The sequence below is a fragment of the Streptomyces sp. NPDC004111 genome, assembly GCF_042874215.1.
Lineage (GTDB): Bacteria > Actinomycetota > Actinomycetes > Streptomycetales > Streptomycetaceae > Streptomyces.
Genome location: NZ_JBIAMU010000016.1, coordinates 50587 through 70748, shown reverse-complemented (window position 1 = coordinate 70748; position 20162 = coordinate 50587). Strand labels below are relative to the sequence as shown.

The 20162-nt window shown below is 72.7% G+C and carries 11 protein-coding genes; 9 read left to right on the top strand and 2 right to left on the bottom strand.

Annotation, left to right across the window (positions count from 1 at the left end):
- Nucleotides 1-98: 98 nt before the first annotated feature.
- Together guaB and ACFYVL_RS28840 are read left to right on the top strand one after the other, a co-directional pair.
- Entirely contained in the window at nt 99-1604 is a 1506-nt protein-coding gene (gene guaB, locus ACFYVL_RS28845) for an IMP dehydrogenase (protein ID WP_389249905.1), read from the top strand.
- Between the two features lie 103 nt (nt 1605-1707).
- Entirely contained in the window at nt 1708-2835 is a 1128-nt protein-coding gene (locus ACFYVL_RS28840) for a GuaB3 family IMP dehydrogenase-related protein (protein WP_389249904.1), read from the top strand.
- A gap of 90 nt (nt 2836-2925) precedes the next feature.
- Here the strand turns inward: ACFYVL_RS28840 and ACFYVL_RS28835 are convergent, their stop codons facing one another.
- Nucleotides 2926-3498, bottom strand: coding sequence for a hypothetical protein (locus ACFYVL_RS28835; protein ID WP_389249903.1), 573 nt, complete (start codon nt 3496-3498; stop codon nt 2926-2928).
- Between the two features lie 156 nt (nt 3499-3654).
- Nucleotides 3655-4917, bottom strand: coding sequence for a nucleotide sugar dehydrogenase (locus tag ACFYVL_RS28830; protein ID WP_389249902.1), 1263 nt, complete (start codon nt 4915-4917; stop codon nt 3655-3657).
- Between the two features lie 345 nt (nt 4918-5262).
- On the opposite strand from ACFYVL_RS28830, the gene ACFYVL_RS28825 reads away from it, so the two are divergent.
- From ACFYVL_RS28825 to ACFYVL_RS28795, 7 genes are all read left to right on the top strand, one after another.
- Entirely contained in the window at nt 5263-6969 is a 1707-nt protein-coding gene (locus ACFYVL_RS28825; RefSeq protein ID WP_389249901.1) for a glycerol-3-phosphate dehydrogenase/oxidase, read from the top strand.
- A gap of 227 nt (nt 6970-7196) precedes the next feature.
- Nucleotides 7197-9314, top strand: a complete 2118-nt coding sequence (locus ACFYVL_RS28820) for a serine/threonine-protein kinase (RefSeq protein ID WP_389249899.1) — start codon at nt 7197-7199, stop codon at nt 9312-9314.
- A gap of 210 nt (nt 9315-9524) precedes the next feature.
- Nucleotides 9525-12614, top strand: coding sequence for a protein kinase (locus tag ACFYVL_RS28815; RefSeq protein WP_389249897.1), 3090 nt, complete (start codon nt 9525-9527; stop codon nt 12612-12614).
- Nucleotides 12615-12829: 215 nt separating this feature from the next.
- Nucleotides 12830-14614 (top strand): serine/threonine-protein kinase, encoded by a 1785-nt coding sequence (locus tag ACFYVL_RS28810; RefSeq protein WP_389249895.1) that lies wholly within the window; start codon nt 12830-12832, stop codon nt 14612-14614.
- 144 nt (nt 14615-14758) lie between these two features.
- Nucleotides 14759-16390 carry a serine/threonine-protein kinase gene (locus ACFYVL_RS28805; protein ID WP_389249893.1) on the top strand — a complete coding sequence of 544 codons (1632 nt, stop codon included), beginning with the start codon at nt 14759-14761 and terminating at the stop codon, nt 16388-16390.
- A 141-nt stretch (nt 16391-16531) separates the two neighbouring features.
- Nucleotides 16532-18148 carry a succinic semialdehyde dehydrogenase gene (locus ACFYVL_RS28800; RefSeq protein WP_389249891.1) on the top strand — a complete coding sequence of 539 codons (1617 nt, stop codon included), beginning with the start codon at nt 16532-16534 and terminating at the stop codon, nt 18146-18148.
- A gap of 66 nt (nt 18149-18214) precedes the next feature.
- Complete coding sequence (locus ACFYVL_RS28795; RefSeq protein WP_389249889.1) at nt 18215-20062, top strand: GMC oxidoreductase; 1848 nt, start codon at nt 18215-18217, stop codon at nt 20060-20062.
- Nucleotides 20063-20162: the final 100 nt, after the last annotated feature.

Below are 20162 nucleotides of genomic sequence, written 5' to 3'. Positions count from 1 at the left end.
GTACAAACTCGGCCGCTTGTCATGATCGTGGAATCCGACACCTCCGGTTCCCGTTAGCATGGACATCCGCGCCGGGCAAGACCATTTGGGAAGGTGTCATGACTGCGAACGTCGATGGAGTGCCGGAGAAATTCGCGACGCTCGGGCTGACCTACGACGATGTGCTGCTGCTTCCCGGCGCGTCCGACATGGCACCCGACCAGATCGACACCTCCTCCCTCATCTCGCGGAACGTACGGGTGAACATCCCCCTGCTGTCCGCCGCCATGGACAAGGTCACCGAGTCCCGGATGGCCATCGCGATGGCCCGCCAGGGCGGTGTCGGCGTCCTGCACCGCAACCTCTCCATCGCCGACCAGGCCAACCAGGTCGACCTGGTCAAGCGCTCCGAGTCCGGCATGGTGACCGACCCGATCACCGTCCACCCGGACGCCACGCTGGCCGAGGCCGACCACCTGTGCGCCAAGTTCCGCATCAGCGGTGTGCCGGTCACCGACGCGGCGGGCAAACTGCTCGGCATCGTCACCAACCGCGACATGGCCTTCGAGACCGACCGCAGCCGTCAGGTGCGCGAGGTCATGACGCCGATGCCGCTGGTCACCGGCAAGGTCGGCATCTCGGCGGTGGACGCGGTCGAGCTGCTGCGCCGCCACAAGATCGAGAAGCTGCCGCTGGTCGACGACTCGGGCATCCTCAAGGGCCTGATCACGGTCAAGGACTTCGTCAAGGCCGAGAAGTACCCGAACGCGGCCAAGGACGCCGAGGGCCGGCTGCTGGTCGGTGCCGCCGTCGGCGTCGCCGGTGACGCCTTCGAGCGCGCCCAGGCGCTGGCCGAGGCCGGCGTCGACTTCATCGTGGTGGACACCGCGCACGGCCACTCCAAGCTGGTCGGCGACATGGTCGCCAAGATCAAGTCGAACACCTCGGGCATCGACGTCATCGGCGGCAACATCGCCACCCGCGACGGCGCCCAGGCGCTCATCGACGCCGGTGTCGACGGCATCAAGGTCGGTGTCGGACCGGGCTCCATCTGCACCACCCGCGTCGTCGCCGGCATCGGTGTCCCGCAGGTCACCGCGATCTACGAGGCCTCCCTCGCCGCCAAGGCGGCCGGTGTCCCGGTCATCGGCGACGGCGGCCTCCAGTACTCGGGCGACATCGCCAAGGCGCTCGTCGCCGGTGCCGACACCGTGATGCTGGGCTCGCTGCTGGCGGGCTGCGAGGAGTCCCCGGGCGAGCTGCTGTTCATCAACGGCAAGCAGTTCAAGTCGTACCGCGGCATGGGTTCGCTCGGTGCGATGCAGACGCGCGGCGACAACAAGTCGTACTCCAAGGACCGGTACTTCCAGGAGGGCGTGCGCACCGACGACAAGCTCGTGCCCGAGGGCATCGAGGGCCAGGTGCCCTACCGGGGCCCGGTCTCCGCGGTCGTGCACCAGCTCGTCGGCGGTCTGCGCCAGTCGATGTTCTACGTCGGCGGACGCACCGTCCCCGAGCTCCAGGACAACGGACGCTTCGTCCGGATCACCTCGGCGGGCCTCAAGGAGAGCCACCCGCACGACATCCAGATGACGGTCGAGGCACCGAACTACAGCCGCAAGTAGCCGCTGGCCCGCATGGGGGGCGGTCCCGGAATCACCGGGGCCGCCCCTTCCATGTGTGTCGGGGATACTGGAACGGCAGACCAAGAGGGAAAGGCCACACAACGTGACTGAGATCGAGATCGGGCGCGGCAAGCGCGGCCGCAGGGCGTACGCGTTCGACGACATCGCCATCGTGCCGAGCCGGCGTACGCGGGACCCGAAGGAGGTCTCGATCGCCTGGCAGATCGACGCCTACCGCTTCGAGCTGCCCTTCCTGGCCGCCCCCATGGACTCGGTCGTCTCGCCCGAGACCGCGATCCGCATCGGGCAGCTCGGCGGCCTCGGCGTACTGAACCTCGAAGGTCTGTGGACGCGGTACGAGGACCCCGAGCCGCTGCTGGCCGAGATCCGCGAGCTGAACGACGAGAGCGCGGCCACCCGCCGCCTCCAGGAGATCTACGCGGAGCCGATCAAGGCCGAGCTGATCGGGCAGCGCATCAAGGAGGTGCGCGACTCGGGCGTGGTCACCGCCGCCGCGCTCTCCCCGCAGCGCACCGCCGAGTTCTCCAAGGCCGTCGTCGACGCCGGTGTGGACATCTTCGTCATCCGGGGCACGACCGTCTCCGCCGAGCACGTCTCCGGCGCGGCCGAGCCGCTCAACCTCAAGCAGTTCATCTACGAGCTGGACGTCCCGGTCATCGTCGGCGGCTGCGCCACGTACACCGCGGCCCTGCACCTGATGCGCACCGGCGCGGCGGGCGTCCTCGTCGGCTTCGGCGGCGGCGCCGCGCACACCACCCGCAACGTGCTGGGCATCCAGGTCCCGATGGCCACCGCCGTCGCGGACGTGGCCGCCGCCCGCCGCGACTACATGGACGAGTCCGGCGGCCGGTACGTGCACGTCATCGCCGACGGCGGCGTGGGCTGGTCCGGCGACCTGCCCAAGGCCGTCGCCTGCGGTGCGGACGCGGTCATGATGGGCTCCCCGCTGGCCCGCGCCACGGACGCGCCCGGCCAGGGCCACCACTGGGGCATGGAGGCCGTCCACGAGGACGTGCCGCGCGGCAAGCGCATGAACCTGGGTGTCGTCGGTACGACGGAGGAGATCCTGACCGGCCCGGCGCACATCCCGGACGGCTCGATGAACCTCTTCGGCGCCCTGCGCCGCTCGATGGCCACCACGGGCTACAGCGAGCTCAAGGAGTTCCAGCGCGTCGAGGTGACGGTCGCGGACTCCCAGCACCGCCGCTGACCGCGGGTCCCGCACGGTCCCGTACGACGGAAGGGCCCCGCACCGATCACTCGGTGCGGGGCCCTTCCGTCGTACGTGGTGCTCCGGGAGCTACGAGGCCTTCTTGGCGCCGGAGACGGCGCCGACCACCGCGAGGGCGAAGAAGAGGAAGGTCATGAAGTCCAGCTCTTCCTTCCAGCCCTGGTTGAGCAGGTCGAAGTGCTCGGTGAGCATCGACACCACGCCCGCGCCCATGGCCTTGTTGACCAGGATCGCCATGCCGAGCATCTGGCCGAGGTAGACGCCGAGCAGCGAGAAGACCGAGGCGAAGACCATGACGGCCGGGCTCCGGCCGCCGACCTTGCCCGCCGCCAGGCCGGTGAGGAAGCCGACGCCGATGGCCGCGTAGCCCACCTCGGCCTCCAGCATCCCGATGACGGCGCCGTAGATGCCCGCGGTGACCAGGGCCACCAGGAGGCCGACCAGCACGCCCGCCCCCACGTTGCCGCTCGGCCGCACGGGCTGCGGCGGCGGGAAGCCGCCGCCGAACTGACCCTGCTGCGGGGGGAACTGGCCGCCCGGGAACTGGTTCGGTCCCTGCGGGGCGCCGAAGCCCTGCGGCGGCTGGTTCTGGGCGTACGGGTTGCCGCCGGGCTGCTGGGGTGGCTGAGCGGGATAAGACATGGTGGTTCCCCCCTGGGAGTGACGTAAAGCGCGCATAAGTTCGGTTGTGCGCGCTTGACGGTAGCAGTCGACTACGCCGAATGGGGGTGGAGATTCCGGGGTTCTCTCCTGGGCGAGGTGTGCCGGGAGCGGTGCGGTGGATCGGGAGCGTCGCTGCTAGAGGCGGTACGTCGCGCCGGCCGGGCCCGCCCCGCGGGTGTCCAGCAGGAGCTGGGCCTTCACCGCCAGGCCCTGGAGGTCGTACGTGCGGTGGTGCTGGAGCAGGATCGTCAGGTCGGCCGCCGCCGCGGCCTCGTAGAGGGAGTCCGCGCGGGGCACCGGGATGTCGCGCACCCGCCAGTGCGGGACGTGCGGGTCGTGGTACGTGAGGTGGGCACCCATGTCGCGCAGCCGGGAGGCGATCTCGGGGGCGGGAGAGTTCTCCTGGTCGGCGAGGTCGGCCTTGTAGGTGACGCCGAGCAGCAGGACGCGGGCGCCCCGGGCGGACTTGCCGTGCTCGTTGAGGAGGGTGGCGCAGCGCTGGAGGACGTAGCCGGGCATCCGGCCGTTGATCTCCTGGGCCAGGCCGACCATGCGCAGCGGGTGGCCGGGGGTGCGGCTGCTGTACGAGAGGTAGTTGGGGTCGAGGGGGACGCTGTGGCCGCCGACACCGGGGCCGGGGCGGAACGCCTGGAACCCGTACGGCTTGGTCTCGGCGCAGCGGATGACGTCCCAGAGGTCGACGCCCAGGTCGTGGCAGAGGACGGCCATCTCGTTGGCGAGGGCGATGTTGACGTGCCGGTAGTTGGTCTCCAGGACGCCGACGGTCTCCGCCTCGCGCGGCCCTCGGGCGCGCACCACCTTGTCGGTGAGGCGGCCGTAGAAGGCGGCGGCGGACTCGGTGCAGGCGGGGGTGAGGCCGCCGATGACCTTGGGGGTCTGCGCGTAGCCGTGCGCCCGGTTGCCGGGGTCGAGGCGGGCGGGGGAGTACGCGAGGTGGAAGTCGCGGCCCGCGCGCAGCCCCGAGCCCGCCTCCAGCAGGGGGCGCAGGAAGTCCTCGGTCGCGCCCGGGTGGACGGCGGACTCCAGCAGCACGGTGGTGTGCGGGCGCAGCCGGGCGGCGAGGGTGCGGGCGGCGGCCTCGACGGCGGACAGGTCGAGGGTGCGGTCGGCGCCGAGCCTGGTGGGCGCGCAGATCACGGCGGTACGGACCCGGCCCAGCTCGGCGGGGTCGGTGGTGGGACGGAACCCGCCCGCCAGCATCCGGCGGATCTCGGCGGCGGAGAGCGAACCCTCCACCGGCGGGCGGCCGGCCGCCAGCTCGGCGACCGGGCGCGGATCGGTGTCGTAACCGATGGTGGCGACGCCGGCGGCGACGGCGGCCTGGGCGAGGGGGAGGCCGAGGTGGCCGAGTCCGACGACGGCGAGATCTGCGGGCATGGCGTGAGCCGTCCTTCCCTTGAGTCCGCTGCGACCCGCGGCCCGCCGGGTGCCCCGCTATAAGCGGAGGCGGGGCGGGGCGCAAGCCCGGTGGACAGTTCGAGCCGAAGAAATGTCAGACTAGGCGTAAATATGACCGTTATTGGGGATTTCCGGCACGGGGTCGGGGTGGCTCTCGGGCCGCTCCCCGGCGTGCTGCGGAGCGGCCGGTTCCCCTGGTTGTCCACAGGCAGTGGCTGAAGAACGCGCCTGCGGCGAGAATCGGTGGAGCGGCCCGGGGTAAACCCCGTCCCACGGGACGTCCGCGAGCCCGACCGCACCCACCGCACCAAACGGGAGGCAGCAGTGAGGACAGCGACACTGGGACCGGCCGAGCGCGCTCAGGCGCTCGCCGCGATGGCCGAGCGGGAACTGGACGTGCTGGTGGTGGGCGCGGGCGTGGTCGGTGCCGGGACGGCGCTGGACGCCGTGACCCGGGGTCTGTCCACCGGGCTCGTCGAGGCGCGCGACTGGGCCTCCGGCACGTCCAGCCGTTCCAGCAAGCTGATCCACGGCGGCCTGCGCTATCTGGAGATGCTCGACTTCGCCCTGGTGCGCGAGGCGCTGAAGGAGCGCGGACTGCTCCTGGAGCGGCTGGCTCCGCACCTGGTGAAGCCGGTGCCCTTCCTCTACCCGCTCCAGCACAAGGGGTGGGAGCGGTGGTACGCGGGCTCGGGCGTGGCCCTGTACGACGCGATGTCGGTGTCCTCCGGGCACGGCCGCGGGCTGCCGATGCACCGTCACCTGTCGCGCCGTCACGCGCTGCGCGTCGCACCGGCCTTGAAGAAGGACGCGCTGACCGGCGCCCTCCAGTACTACGACGCGCAGATGGACGACGCCCGTTACGTGGCCACCCTGGTGCGCACGGCCGCCGCCTACGGTGCGCAGGTCGCCAACCGGGCGCGGGTGGTCGGCTTCCTGCGCGAGGGCGAACGCGTCGTCGGCGTGCGGGTCGAGGACGTCGAGGCGGGCGGCGAGTACGAGATCCGGGCCAAGCAGGTGGTCAACGCGACCGGGGTGTGGACGGACGACACCCAGGCGCTGATCGGGGAAAGGGGACAGTTCCACGTCCGCGCGTCCAAGGGAATTCACCTGGTGGTGCCCAAGGACCGCATTCACTCGACCACCGGATTGATTCTGCGGACCGAGAAATCGGTCCTTTTCGTCATTCCCTGGGGACGGCACTGGATTGTCGGCACCACGGATACCGACTGGGATTTGGACAAGGCGCACCCGGCGGCCTCCAGCGCGGATATCGACTATCTCCTGGAACACGTGAATTCGGTCCTGGCCGTGCCCCTCACCAGGGACGACGTGCAGGGTGTCTACGCGGGTCTGCGGCCCCTGCTGGCGGGGGAGTCGGACGCCACCAGCAAGCTGTCGCGGGAGCACACGGTCGCGCACCCGGTGCCGGGGCTCGTCGTCGTCGCGGGCGGCAAGTACACGACGTACCGGGTGATGGCCAAGGACGCCGTCGACGAGGCGGTGCACGGGCTGGACGCGCGGGTGGCGGAGTGCGTCACCGAGGACGTGCCGCTGCTCGGCGCCGAGGGCTACAAGGCGCTGTGGAACGCACGGGCCAGGATCGCGGCCCGGACGGGTCTTCACGTGGTGCGCGTGGAGCACCTGTTGAACCGGTACGGGTCCCTGGCCGAGGAACTCCTCGAACTGATCGCGGAAGACCCGGGGCTCGGCGAGCCGCTCACCGGCGCCGAGGACTACCTGCGCGCGGAGATCGTCTACGCCGCCTCGCACGAGGGGGCCCGGCACCTGGACGACGTACTGACCCGGCGCACCCGGATCTCCATCGAGACCTTCGACCGGGGCACCCGCAGCGCGCTGGAGTGCGCGGAGTTGATGGCTCCGGTGCTGGGCTGGGACAAGGGACAGGTGGAGCGCGAGGTGGAGCACTACGAGAAGCGGGTGGAGGCGGAACGCGAGTCGCAGCGCCAGCCCGACGACCTGACGGCGGACGCCGCACGGCTGGGCGCACCGGACATCGCACCGCTGTAAGGGGCGGGCCGGGAGGCGGGCGGGGCGCGGCGGGAGCGCGCGCTCCCGCCCCGGGGGTGTTCGCGGTCCGCGCGTGGGGGACAATGGGGGCTCTGCCAGGGCGGGTTGCCGCATCGCCGGGGAAGCCGCCGAAACGACCGACGACAGGTCCGTACATGGACGCCCATGGACGGACATACGCGCACGGCCGGGGCACGGGCGAAGATCAGGGATCGCAGAGGGGACGCATGTCGGACGAGCGGGAGCAGTCGCGGAAGAGCACGCAGGACGCCGTGTCCGATGAGCGGAACAGCACGAAGGACGCAGGGTCCGACGAGCGGAAGAGCGCGAAGGGCGCCGGGCCCGACGAGCGGAACGGGACGCGCGACGCCGCGTCCCGGGAGCGGGGCGACGAACGGGACAGCGGGTCCGACGACGGGGCGGGCGCGGAGGCGGCGGCTGCCGAGGCCGCCAGGGACGCCGCTTCGGACACCTCCGGCGAGGTCGAGGGCCGGCTGCTGGCGGGCCGTTACCGGCTCGGCGACGTGCTCGGCCGGGGCGGCATGGGCACGGTCTGGCGCGCCACCGACGAGACGCTGGGCCGCACCGTCGCGGTCAAGGAACTGCGTTTCCCGACCGCCATCGACGAGGACGAGAAGCGCCGGCTGATCACCCGGACCCTGCGCGAGGCCAAGGCCATCGCCCGGATCCGCAACCACGGCGCGGTCACCGTCTTCGACGTCGTCGACGAGGACGACCGGCCGTGGATCGTCATGGAGCTCATCGAGGGCAAGTCCCTCGCCGAAGCCGTCCGCGAGGACGGCCTGCTGACGCCGCGTCGCGCCACCGAGGTCGCCCTCGCCATCCTCGACGTGCTCAGGGCCGCCCACCGCCAGGGCATCCTGCACCGCGACGTGAAGCCGTCCAACGTGCTGATCGCCGAGGACGGCCGGGTCGTCCTGACCGACTTCGGCATCGCCCAGGTCGAGGGCGACCCGTCGATCACCTCGACCGGGATGCTCGTCGGCGCCCCCTCGTACATCTCGCCGGAGCGGGCCCGCGGCCACAAGCCGGGCCCCGCCGCCGACCTGTGGTCGCTCGGCGGACTGATCTACGCGTCGGTGGAGGGCGTCCCGCCGTACGACAAGGGGTCCGCCATCGCGACCCTGACCGCCGTGATGACCGAGCCGGTGGACCCGCCGAAGAACGCGGGACCGCTGGACGAGGTCATCTACGGGCTGCTCGCCAAGGACCCGGCTCAGCGGCTGGACGACGCGGGCGCGCGGGCGCTGCTCAACGACGTGCTCAACCAGCTCGACGAGGCGGACGCGGCGGGCGACGAACTGGCCCGCTCGGACGCCACGAAGGTGGTTCCGCTTCCGCCCGTGCCGGCCGACATCCCGAGTACCGGGAAGTCCGCGGCGGCGAAGCCCGGTCTGCAGAAGAAGGAGCAGCCCGAGCGCTCCCTGCCTGCGGCGGGGGGCACCGCCGCGGCTGCGGGCGGTGCGGTCGGGGCCACCGCGGCGATGCCTTCCGCCGGCCGGACCTCCGGTTCGCCGTCCGGTTCCGGTTCCGGCGGCGGAGGGATGTCGTCGGGGACCGTCGGCGGGATGTCGCCCGCCGCGCGCAAGCGGGCGCTGCTCGTGGTCGGGCTGGTCGCGGCGCTCGCCGTGCTCGGCACCGTGCTGGCCATCGCGATGAACAAGGACACCCCGAACGGGACCCCGGAGGAGGGCAAGAACGGCAAGGGCTCGTCCAGTTCGAGCGGGGCGACGGCCGGAGCCGACGGCAAGACCCCGGAGAAGTCCACGGACCAGGGCGGCGGACCGGACAAGGGCGGCGCCACCGGCAGCACCGGTGACAAGCCCTCCGGCCGGCCGTCCGCCGACAAGCCCGCCGACGGCGCGGTGCCCGCGGGCTTCGAGGCGGTCAGCGACTCCCGGTTCCACTTCACGATGGCGATGCCCGCCGGGTACAAGCGGACGGCCATAGCGGGTGCGAACTCGGGCGGGATATACAGCAAGGACGGCGGTTTCCCGCGCGTTCAGGTCGACTTCAACAGCAGTCCCGGCAGCGACGCCGCGGGCGCCTGGAACGCCGCGCGCGCCGTGGTGGCCGCCACCAGCAAGGGCTACGAGCACATCGGCATCAGCCCGGTCGAGTACAACGGCTACCCCACCGTCGCGGACTGGGAGTTCGCCCGCGACCAGCGCGGCCAGCGGATTCACGTCCTCAACCGCGGGTTCAAGGTCGACGCCAAGCGCGGCTACTCGATCATGGTGAGCTGCCCGGCCGACGCCTGGAAGGGCGAGGAGTGCACCAAGCTGCGCGAGACCGCGTTCGCCACGTTCAAGCCGACTGACTGACCGGGATGCGTTGACACTGCCTCGCGACGGGGTATTGCCACGTATCGTGAGACCTCGCGGACCGTACGCAGCCGCAATACGCCGGTAAACGACCGGAATTGATGGATTCGGGAACTTCCGAGGGTCAGCCCCGCGGATCGACGGCCGGCCCGCAGGGGCCGGTCCCGACGACCGGGGACAGCGGGGAAGAGCGCGCTTTGGGGAGGCGTCGTGGACGACTACGCGGGTCGGGTGCTTGCCGACCGCTACCGCCTGCCGCTGCCGCCCTCCGACGAGTACGACCTGGTGGAGACCCGGGCCTTCGACGGGTACAGCGGACAGGAAGTCCTCGTGCGGCAGGTGCCGCTGCCCGAGGTCGTGGACGCCGAGTTCGTCGACAGCGACGGCGGCCCGGTGCACCGGCGGCCGGCCCCGGGGCGCGGTGCTCCGCGACGCTCCGGCGACCCCGCCGTACGACGGGCGATCGAGGCGGCCCAGGCCGCCGCGCAGATCCCCGACCACCCCCGCCTCGACCAGGTCTTCGACGTCTTCGAGGAGGACGGCTCCCTCTGGATAGTGAGTGAGCTGGTGGCGGCACGGCCGCTGGCCGCGCTGCTCGCCGAGGCGCCGCTCAGCCCGTACCGGGCCGCCGAGGTCGCCTCCGACGTGCTCACCGCGCTGCGGGTGCTGCACGCACACGGCTGGACCCACCGGAACATCACCGTCCGTACCGTGCTGGTCTGCGACGACGGGCGCATAGTGCTCACCGGTCTGGCGGCGGGCGCCGCGGAGGAGGTGCTGTGCGGCTACGCGCCGATACCGGGAGGACCCGGCGTTACGGCGCCCGCCGGGGCGCCCGGAGCGGATGACGCGGCAGGTGCGCCGGGGGCGCCGGGCGGCGGCTGGGGCGATCCGTCGGCACAGGTTCCGGTGCCGCGCGGCCATGTCCCCCGGGGCGGAGACGGCTTCGAGGGCCCGGGGGGCGGACCGGGCACCGGGCTGCCCGCACTGCCGACGGACTTCCTCGGCCGCCCCGCCGAGCAGCCCGGGGCGCGGCAGGCGTTGCCGTCGGGCGGCACCGGGCCCGACGGACCGACCGGCTCCGGACCGACCGGTTCCGGGGCACCGGGGGCGGGTCCGGCGAACCCGGTGGCGGACGCGCGGGCGGCGCGCGCCGGGGCCATCGCCGCGTACCGGGCCGGTGCGCGGGCGGCGGCCAGGGCCACCGAGGAGCAGCGCCGCCAGGCGGTCGAGCCCTCGCGCAGCCCGTACCTCCAGGACCCGGACGGCGGGTCGGACACGGACACCGGACCGGCCGCGGCCCCCGGCCGGGACACGGGCCCCGGCATCGGCACGGGCCCGGATTCCGCTTCCGCCACCGGGCCGGGCGCGGCGTCGCCCTACGGTGCCGCGGCGGCCGGGACCGGACCGGTGTCGCCGTACGGCGAGGGCGCCGGAGCCGCCGGGAAGCGGCCGGGTGCCGTCGCCCCGTACGGAACGGGCGGCGGGACGGCCGGACCGGGCGACCGGCCGGGCGCGGTGTCCCCGTACGGCAGGCCCAGCCGGGCGATCTCCCCGTACGGCGACGCGCCCGCACCGGCCCGCACCGAGCGCGCGGGCGACCAGCGCGGCACGGGCGTGGAGCGCCGCGAGGGCGTCCCGCGCCGCGAGGGCGTCGAGCGCGGAGCCGGCGTCGAGCGGGTCGGCGGGCAGACGCCCGGCACCAGCTGGCACGGTGCGCTGCCCCGGGGCGGCGGCGCCGGCGGCGAGGCGCTGCGCGCGGACGGACTGCGGCACAGCCAGCCGGAGCGCCCGCAACCCCCCGGGCACGCGCCCGGACAGCTCCCGGGGCAGCACATGGCGGACCGGCCGCACGGCCGGCAGCTCGCCGTGCCCGACGCGCCGGCAGCCCCGCCGGTCCCCAAGCCGTCCGGCGGCAGCGGTCGCTGGGACGACGTCATCGCGGGCCTGCCCTACCGAGGCCCCAGCACCCCGCTGGCCGCCGAGCGGGCCCGGCAGACCCGGATCGCCGTGGTCGGCGCGGTCACCGAGCGCTGGGCGCCCGAGCAGGCCGGCCCGGTGTACGAGAACTGGCAGCTGGCCCCGCCGATCGGGCCCGCCACCGACCTGTGGGCGCTGGGCGCGCTGCTGTTCCGCGTCGTCCAGGGGCACGCCCCCTACCCGGAGGACAACACCGCCGAACTGGTGCAGATGGTGTGCGCCGAGCCGCCCGCGTTCGCGGAGGAGTGCGGTCCGCTGCGGCCCGTCGTGGAGTCTCTGCTGCGTCAGGACCCCACCGAGCGGCCCGACTTCGAGGAGCTGCGGGGCTGGCTGCGCTCCCTGGTGCGCTCGGCGCCCGAGCCGGACGCGGGCACCAAGGTCGTACCGCTGCCGTCGCCGCCCGACGCCACCCGGCTGCCGATCGTACGGCGCCGGGGCGAGCTGGTCCGCAAGCGCAAGGGCGCGGCCCAGCACGGGCGGCACCGGCACAAGCAGGGCAAGGGGCGGGAGCGGGCGGCGAAACCGCCGAAGCCGCCGCGCGCCCCCAGGGTGCAGCGCGAGCCCAGGATCGGGGCGCGGCAGCCGCGTTCGCTGGGCAAGTGGCTGTTCGTGCTCATCATGGCGGGGCTGGCGGCGGCCGTCGTCTACGCCGTGATGTTCCTGCCGAAGGACGAGGGCACCTCGCCCGGCGAGAACACGGGCAGCGGGCAGCCCGCGCCGTCCGGGCAGCAGAGCGGCGGACCGCAGCCGCAGCCCGAGCGCACCGGAGGCCAGCCGGCCGGTCGGCCGACCGCCGACAGCGGCAGGGGCAGTGACTCGCCGTCGACCCCGGCACCGCCCGCCCAGCAGAACCCGGCGTCCGACCTGCCGCCCGGGTACACCCTCGCCAAGGACCGGGACGGCTTCCAGGTCGCCGTCGACAAGAACTGGCGGCGCTCGCCGATGAACGACAGCCGCCAGGTCCGCTACCAGGGCAACGACATCGAACTCGTCGTCGTTCCCGGCCGGGACACCGTCAAGGACAAGGGCGGCGACCCGATGGCGTACCAGCTCAAGGAGGAGCGGGAGCTCCAGCCGCTGCGCGACTCCACCTGGGCCTCCTCGGGCGGTCTGCGCCGGATCAGCGTCGGCCAGCAGGCCATGGCCGAGGGCCAGTTCACCTGGAAGGACAGCAGCGGCCGGGACGTCTTCGTGCGCAACAGGGCGATGATCGTCGGCGGGGCGTACCACATCATCCAGGTCATCGGCCCGGACTCGCAGCGCGACGAGGTGACGCGGGTGTACGACGCCGCGGTGCTCCACTACCGCTCCACGAAGTGACCCGGCCGCGCCGCCGAGGGGCCCCCGACGCCGCACGAGGCGACCTGTGCCGCACGGCCGACCTTCTCCGCCCAGAACCGTCCGACCCGGGAAACGCGTCCTGGTCAAGGGATTCGCGGGTTCGGCGTGCCGGTCACAGTGCGGTCTCGTGATCGCCCCTGTGTTCCACCTCCGCAATTCCGATCCGTAACCTGGGTCCCCTGACAGACGGGGCGGTGGGCTGGAAAGTGGAGAACGCGAGCAGCAGTACGACCGGTGGTGCGGACAGCGGCACCGGCGAGGGGCACCTGCTGGCCGGGCGGTACCGGCTGGGCGATGTCCTCGGCAGCGGCGGCATGGGCCGCGTCTGGCGGGCCCGTGACGAGGTGCTGCACCGCACCGTCGCCGTCAAGGAGTTGCGGGCCGGTCTGTACGCGGCGGAGGCCGACCGCGCCGTACTGCACGCGCGCACCCAGAAGGAGGCGCGGGCCGCCGCCCGGATCAACCACCCCGGCGTCGTCACCGTCCACGACGTGCTGCACCACGACGACCGGCCGTGGATCGTCATGGAGTACGTCGACGGACCGTCGATGGCGGACGCGCTCAAGGAGACCGGCAGCTTCGACCCCCGCGAGGCGGCCCGGATCGGCCTGCACGTCCTGGGCGCGCTGCACGCCGCACACGCCGTCGGCGTCCTGCACCGGGACGTCAAGCCCGGCAACGTGATGCTGGCCAGGGACGGCCGGGTGCTGCTCACCGACTTCGGCATCGCCGCCATCGAGGGCGACTCCACCATCACCCGCACCGGCGAACTCGTCGGTTCCATCGACTACTTGGCGCCCGAGCGGATCCGCGGCGAGGACCCGGGGCCGGCCTCCGACCTGTGGGCGCTCGGCGCCACCCTGTACACCGCCGTCGAGGAGCGCTCGCCGTTCCGCCGCACGTCGCCGATCGGCACGCTCCAGGCCGTGATCGCCGAGGAGCCCGAGCCGTCGTACCACGCCGGGGCGCTCGGCCCGGTGATCGTCGCGCTGCTCCGCAAGGAGGCCGGGGACCGGCCGGGCGCCGAGCAGACCCGGCGGATGCTGCGGGAGGTGATGGAGGGGCGGCCGTCCCCGCAGGCGCAGGCGCACGTGCCCACGAGGCAGGTGTCCGAGGCGCAACTGCGCGCCTCCGCACCGGTGGTGCCGACGAGGCCGATGGACCCGAGGTCGCCCGCCGGGGTCACCCAGGGGCACGCGCTCCAGCACCCGACGGCCGACGGCCGCACGCCCGGCCACGACCCGGCCACCGCGCAGGTCGCGGCGGGTGGGCAGCCCCCGGCGGGTGGCGGGACGCAGGCCGGTCCGAGGGGCAGGCGGCGCGGCAGGGCCGTGCTGAGCGTGCTCGCGGCGGCGGTCATCGGCGGCGGGGCCGCCTTCGGCGTGATCCAGTACATGGACAACGACGACCCCCACAAGGGCTCCCTGCCCCAGACCTCCGCCGGTCAGGGCGGGGCGACGGGCGGCGAGGGCGGCACGGCCAAGCCGGACCCGGGCAAGTCCGGGGACCAGAAGAACCCGGACAACCTGCCGGCAGGCTGGCACCGGGTGAAGGAGAACGGATTCAGCCTCCCCGTTCCCGACGGCTGGAAGGGCGGCATGAACAAGCCGGGCCAGTACGACTACACCCGCGACAACGGCCGCCACCGCATCCGGATCAACGTCGACACGAGCCCGGACTTCAACAGCCCCTACGCACACCTGGTCGACCTGGAGAGGGCGATCTCCAAGACCTTGCCCGAATTCCAGCGGGACCGCCTTGAGCAGGGCACCTACCGGGACAGGCAGAGCGGACGGCTCGACTTCTCCTACCGGGAGAAGACGGATAACCCGGGCCCGCGGTTCGCCGTGGACCACATGCACTTCGCAGGCCGGAACGGGCCCGAGTACGCGATCTACGTGGCCGGTCCGCTGGCCGACAAGGCCAAGACGCTCGAACGGTTCGACGTCGTGCTGCGCGGCTGGCAGTACGAGGACTAGAGCGCGACCGCGGCGCGCGTGCGCGCCGCGGTCGCCGGTCCGCTCGGCCGGTGCCCGTCGTGACGTGTGCGGAGTCTGTTACGGGTCTGCATCGCTCGTCCCCCCGGGCGCGGCGGGTTGTCCGAGCACCGTCAGGATGGGTGCATGACGAACGACGGGGGACGGGCGTACGAGCCCACCAGTTACGGGCTCCAACCGCCGCACGCACCACAGCATCCGCACCCTTCCCGGGCGCCGGGCGAAGAGCCCACCCAGGCGCATCCGCCGCCCCACGCGACGCAACCGGCCGATCCGGCGGCGGGCCGCGTCATCGGTGGCCGCTACCGGCTGGTCTCCCGGCTGGGCCACGGCGGCATGGGCACGGTGTGGCGCGCGCACGACGAGACGGTGGACCGGGACGTCGCGGTGAAGGAGCCCCGCGTCCCCGACCACCTGCCCGAGCGCGAACGGCAGAACGTCTACCTGCGGATGCAGCGGGAGGCGCGGGCCGCCGCCCGGATCACCCACCCCTCCGTGGTCACCATGCACGACGTGGTCGTCGAGGACGGCAAGCCGTGGATCGTGATGGAGCTGGTGCCGGGCCACTCGCTCGGCGACCGCCTCCAGGAGGGCACCCTCGACGTCCGTGACGCCGCCCGGATCGGCCTCGCCGTGCTCGGCGCGCTGGAGGCGGCGCACCGGGCAGGGGTGCTGCACCGCGACGTGAAGCCGGACAACGTCCTGCTCGGCGAGAACGACCGGGTGGTGCTCAGCGACTTCGGCATCGCCCAGGTCGAGGGCGAACAGGGGCTGACCGAGACCGGCGGCTTCGTCGGCTCGCCCGAGTTCATCGCCCCGGAACGGGTGCTGGGCCAGCGTCCCGGTCCCGCCTCCGACCTGTGGTCGCTCGGTGTGGTGCTGTACGCGGCGGTCGAGGGCATGTCGCCCTACCGGCGCTCCAACACCCCGGCCACCCTCCAGGCGGTGCTGTCCGCCGAGCCGCAGAACCCGGCCCGGGGCAACGGCCCCTTCGGGGAACTGGTCATGCGGCTGCTCCACAAGGACCCGGCGGCCCGCCCCGACGCGGCGACGGTACGCGCGGAACTGGAGAAGGCGACGGGACGGACGCCGCCGCGCCCGGTCGCACACACCCGCCCCGCCTCGCAGGGGACCGTCTCGGACTGGCTGCCGCCGGTCGTCCAGCGCACCGGCAAAAAGACCCGCTACGGCATCCTCGCCGGGGTGCTCGTCGTCGCGCTCGCGCTCGTACTGCTCCTGCTGAACCCGTTCGCGGGCGACGCGCCGCCGGAGAACTGGAAGCTGCACCGGGCGCTCCAGAGCGTCACCGCCGACATCTACCTGCCGGACGACTACAAGTCCTACGACGACTCCGCCGACAACACCGAGAGCTTCTACGAGCCGGGCAACGTCTTCCAGGTCTATGTGGTCCGGGTGGCCGTCGACAAGGACAACCAGCCGCCGCTCAAGAGCGGGCGCGAGGCCTATTACACGGCCGGCGGCAAGGACAAGCTGGAGATGAAGGACGCGAAGACCACGGTCACCGACAGCACCCAGCAGGACAAGCCCGCGTTCGACGCCGTCGTCGACTACACCAACTACGCGGACAGCGGCGACGACCCGGTGCGCAAGCGGCGGCACGAGCGGGTGGTGGTCGGCGGGGCGAAGAAGGCGTACTGGCGGATCGAGGTGACGATGCCCGCCGAGGGGAAGTTCCGGGCCGAGGGGGAGCAGCTCTTCCAGGACATCACCAAGCACCTGAAGATTCTGGACCTGTAGTCCGCCGGAGGAGCACAACCGAGGGAAGCGCCCCTGATCAGGGCTTATTTGCCAGTGATCGCTGGCGTGGTCGTGAGAGCCCGGTGAAAAGCCGTTACCGACGGGTACCAAATACGCCCGGCGGGCAATACGCTCGCCCGTATGACGGACTCGCAGGCCCTCACGGCACCCCTCGGCAGCAACCCCGTGGCCACCGCGCCCGCCGGCGCACGCACCGCGGCGGACGTGATCACTCCGGAAGTGGTCGCCCAGCTGACCCGCGGCGTGGTCGGGTCCGGGCGGACCGCCAACCACGGCCCGCTCACCGGTGAGAAGCTCGCCGACCTGCCCGAGTCCACGCCCGAGGACGTCGCCACCGCCTTCGAGCGGGCCAGGGCCGCCCAGGGCGCCTGGGCCGCCGTCCCGGTCCGGCAGCGGGCCGCGGTGCTGCTGCGCTTCCACGACCTGGTGCTCCAGCGGCAGGCCGAGATCCTCGACCTGGTCCAGCTGGAGACCGGCAAGGCCCGGCTGCACGCGCACGAGGAGATCCAGGCCGTCGCGATGGCCGCCCGCCACTACGGCCGCCAGGCACCCGCGTACCTGAGGGCCAAGCGGCACACCGGCGCCGTACCGACCCTCACCAAGGTCACCGAGCAGCGGCAGCCGCGCGGTGTGGTCGGCCAGATCTCGCCGTGGAACTACCCCTTCGAGCTGTCCGTCGGCGACTGCCTGCCCGCCCTGGTCGCGGGCAACGCCCTGGTGATGAAGCCCGACACGGAGACCGCGCTGTCCGCCCTGTGGGGCCGCGACCTGCTCGTCGAGGCGGGACTGCCGCCCGAGGTCTTCCAGGTCGTCCTGGGCGAGGGCCCGGTCGTCGGCCCCGAGGTCGTCAAGCACGCCGACTACGTCTCCTTCACCGGCTCCACCCGCACCGGCCGGGAGATCGCCCGCAGCGCCGGCGAGCGCCTGGTCGGCGTCTCGCTGGAACTCGGCGGCAAGAACGCCATGCTCGTCCTGGAGGACGCCGACGTCGAGAAGGCCGCCGCCGGAGCCGTCCGGGCCTGCTTCGCCTCGGCGGGACAGCTCTGCATCTCCATCGAGCGGCTCTACGTCCACGAGTCGATCGCCGACGACTTCGTGCAGCGCTTCGTGGCCCGCACCCGGGCGATGCGGCTCGGCACCGCCCTGGCGTACGGCGCCGACCTCGGCTCGCTGGTCGGCCCGCGCCAGCTGGAGACCGTCACCCGGCACGTCGAGGAGGCCGTGAACAAGGGCGCCACCGTCCTCGCCGGCGGCACCGCCCGCCCCGACGTCGGCCCCTACTTCTACGAGCCCACCGTCCTGGAGGGCGTCGAGACCCCGATGGCGGTCTGCTCCGAGGAGACCTTCGGCCCGGTCGTCTCGATCTACCGGTTCCGCGACGAGGACGAGGTGATCGCGGAGGCCAACGGCACCCCGTACGGCCTCAACTCCAGCGTCTGGACCAGGAACGGCAAGCGCGGCCACGCCGTCGCCTCCCGGCTGCGCACCGGCACCGTCAACATCAACGAGGGCTACAGCCCGGCGTACGCCAGCGTCCGCGCCCCGATGGGCGGCATGAAGCAGTCCGGGCTCAGCCGCCGGCACGGCTCCGAGGGCATCCTCAAGTACACCGAGGCACAGACCGTCGCCCAGCAGCGGCTGATCCCGCTCGCCCCGTCCTTCGGGATGGACGACGAGAAGTACGCCGCGTTCATGACCACCAGCCTCAAGGTCATGAAGGCACTGCGGCTGCGCTGACGGCGGTCGCCCGTCTCTCTCCACTTGTCAAAGAACGAGTCACTTTTCCACGAACGAGGAGTGCCAGTGCCGCAGGAGAGCTCTGTCCAGAACCAGGAGGACGGCGGGCCGGACGAGGAGTTCGACTACGACGTCGTCGTCGTCGGCTCCGGCTTCGGCGGTGCCGTCTCCGCGCTGCGGCTCACGGAGAAGGGATACCGCGTCGGCGTCCTGGAGGCCGGCCGGCGCTTCACCCGCGAGACCCTGCCCAAGAACTCCTGGGACCTGAAGAACTACCTGTGGGCTCCCGCGCTGGGCCTGTTCGGCATCCAGCGCGTGCACCTGCTGGGCAATGTCATGGTCCTGGCAGGCGCGGGCGTCGGCGGCGGTTCGCTGAACTACGCCAACACCCTCTACGTACCTCCCGCTCCCTTCTTCGAGGACCAGCAGTGGGCGGGCATCACCGACTGGCAGGACGAACTCGCTCCGTACTACGACCAGGCCAAGCGGATGCTGGGCGTGCGCCTCAACCCGACCATGACCCCCTCCGACGTCCATCTGAAGGCGACCGCCGAGGCGATGGGAGTGGGCGACACCTTCCATCTGGCCCCGGTGGGCGTCTTCTACGGCGACGGGCGGGACGCCGACGGTTCGTCAACGACCGGACCGGGCCGGGAAGTTCCCGACCCCTACTTCGGCGGCAAAGGCCCTGCTCGCAAGGCCTGCACCGAGTGCGGCGAGTGCATGACCGGCTGCCGGCACGGCGCCAAGAACACCCTCAACGAGAACTACCTCCACCTCGCCGAGCAGGCCGGTGCCGTCATCCACCCCATGACGTCCGTCCTCGGCGTCTCGGAGCACCCCGACGGCGGCTACCGCGTCGCCACCGCCCCCACCGACGCCCGCCGCAGGGGCACCACCAGGGTGCTGCGCGCCCGCCGCGTGGTGGTCGCGGCCGGGACGTACGGCACCCAGACCCTCCTGCACGCCATGAAGGACGGCGGCCACCTGCCGCGCCTGTCCGCCCGGCTCGGCGAGCTGACCCGCACCAACTCCGAGGCGCTGGTCGGCTCCCAGACCACCGACCGCCGCTACCGCAAGGCGCACGGCGCGCAGCTCGGCGCCTCCCGCGGCTCCAGGAAGGTCGACTTCACCCGGGGCGTCGCCATCACGTCGTCCATCCACCCGGACGCCAACACCCACATCGAGCCGGTGCGCTACGGGCGCGGCTCCAACGCGATGGGCGCGATGTCGATCCTCCAGGTGCCGTACGCGGAGAAGTTCCCGCGCGCCCTCGGCTGGGTGGCGAACGTGGTCCGCCATCCCGCGCTGGCCGCCCGCTCGCTCTCCAACCACCGCTGGTCGGAGAAGACCATCATCGGCCTCGTCATGCAGTCCCTGGACAACTCCCTGACCACCTACCGCAAGCCGGGCGGCATCGGGAAGGGCCTGCTCACCGCCCGCCAGGGGCACGGCGCGCCCAACCCCAAGCAGATCCCCGAGGCGTCCCGCGCCGCCACCCTCCTCGCCAAGGAGATCAACGGGTTCGCGGGCAGCAACGTCGGTGAGCTGATGGGCACGCCCCTCACCGCGCACTTCCTGGGCGGCTGCCCGATCGGCGCGAGCGCCGAGGAGGGCGTCATCGATCCGTACCACCGGCTGTACGGGCACCCCGGCATCTCCGTCGTCGACGGTTCGGCGGTCTCCGCCAACCTCGGGGTGAACCCGTCGCTGACCATCACCGCGCAGGCCGAGCGGGCGATGTCGCTGTGGCCCAACAAGGGCGAGCCGGACACCCGCCCGGAGCAGGGCAGCCCCTACGTGCGGCTCGCCGCCGTGGAGCCGAAGCACCCCGCGGTCCCGGCGGAGGCCTTCGGCGCGCTGCGGCTGCCGCTGCTCGCGGTCCCGGAGGTACCGCCGCGGAAGAAGGTTTAGCCGCGCCGCCTTGGCGAAAGGTGCGAGCGGGTACGCGAAGAGGGCCGCATTCCCCTCCGAATGCGGCCCTCTTCGTCGTGCTCGTGCGGTCGGGCGCGGT

What these genes read in the sequence shown, in the direction of transcription:
- guaB (WP_389249905.1), top strand. Translation starts at nt 99, where the DNA reads ATGACTGCGAACGTCGATGGAGTGCCGGAGAAATTCGCGACGCTCGGG.
- ACFYVL_RS28835 (WP_389249903.1), bottom strand. Translation starts at nt 3,498, where the DNA reads ATGTCTTATCCCGCTCAGCCACCCCAGCAGCCCGGCGGCAACCCGTAC.
- ACFYVL_RS28830 (WP_389249902.1), bottom strand. Translation starts at nt 4,917, where the DNA reads ATGCCCGCAGATCTCGCCGTCGTCGGACTCGGCCACCTCGGCCTCCCC.
- ACFYVL_RS28820 (WP_389249899.1), top strand. Translation starts at nt 7,197, where the DNA reads ATGTCGGACGAGCGGGAGCAGTCGCGGAAGAGCACGCAGGACGCCGTG.
- ACFYVL_RS28805 (WP_389249893.1), top strand. Translation starts at nt 14,759, where the DNA reads ATGACGAACGACGGGGGACGGGCGTACGAGCCCACCAGTTACGGGCTC.
- ACFYVL_RS28800 (WP_389249891.1), top strand. Translation starts at nt 16,532, where the DNA reads ATGACGGACTCGCAGGCCCTCACGGCACCCCTCGGCAGCAACCCCGTG.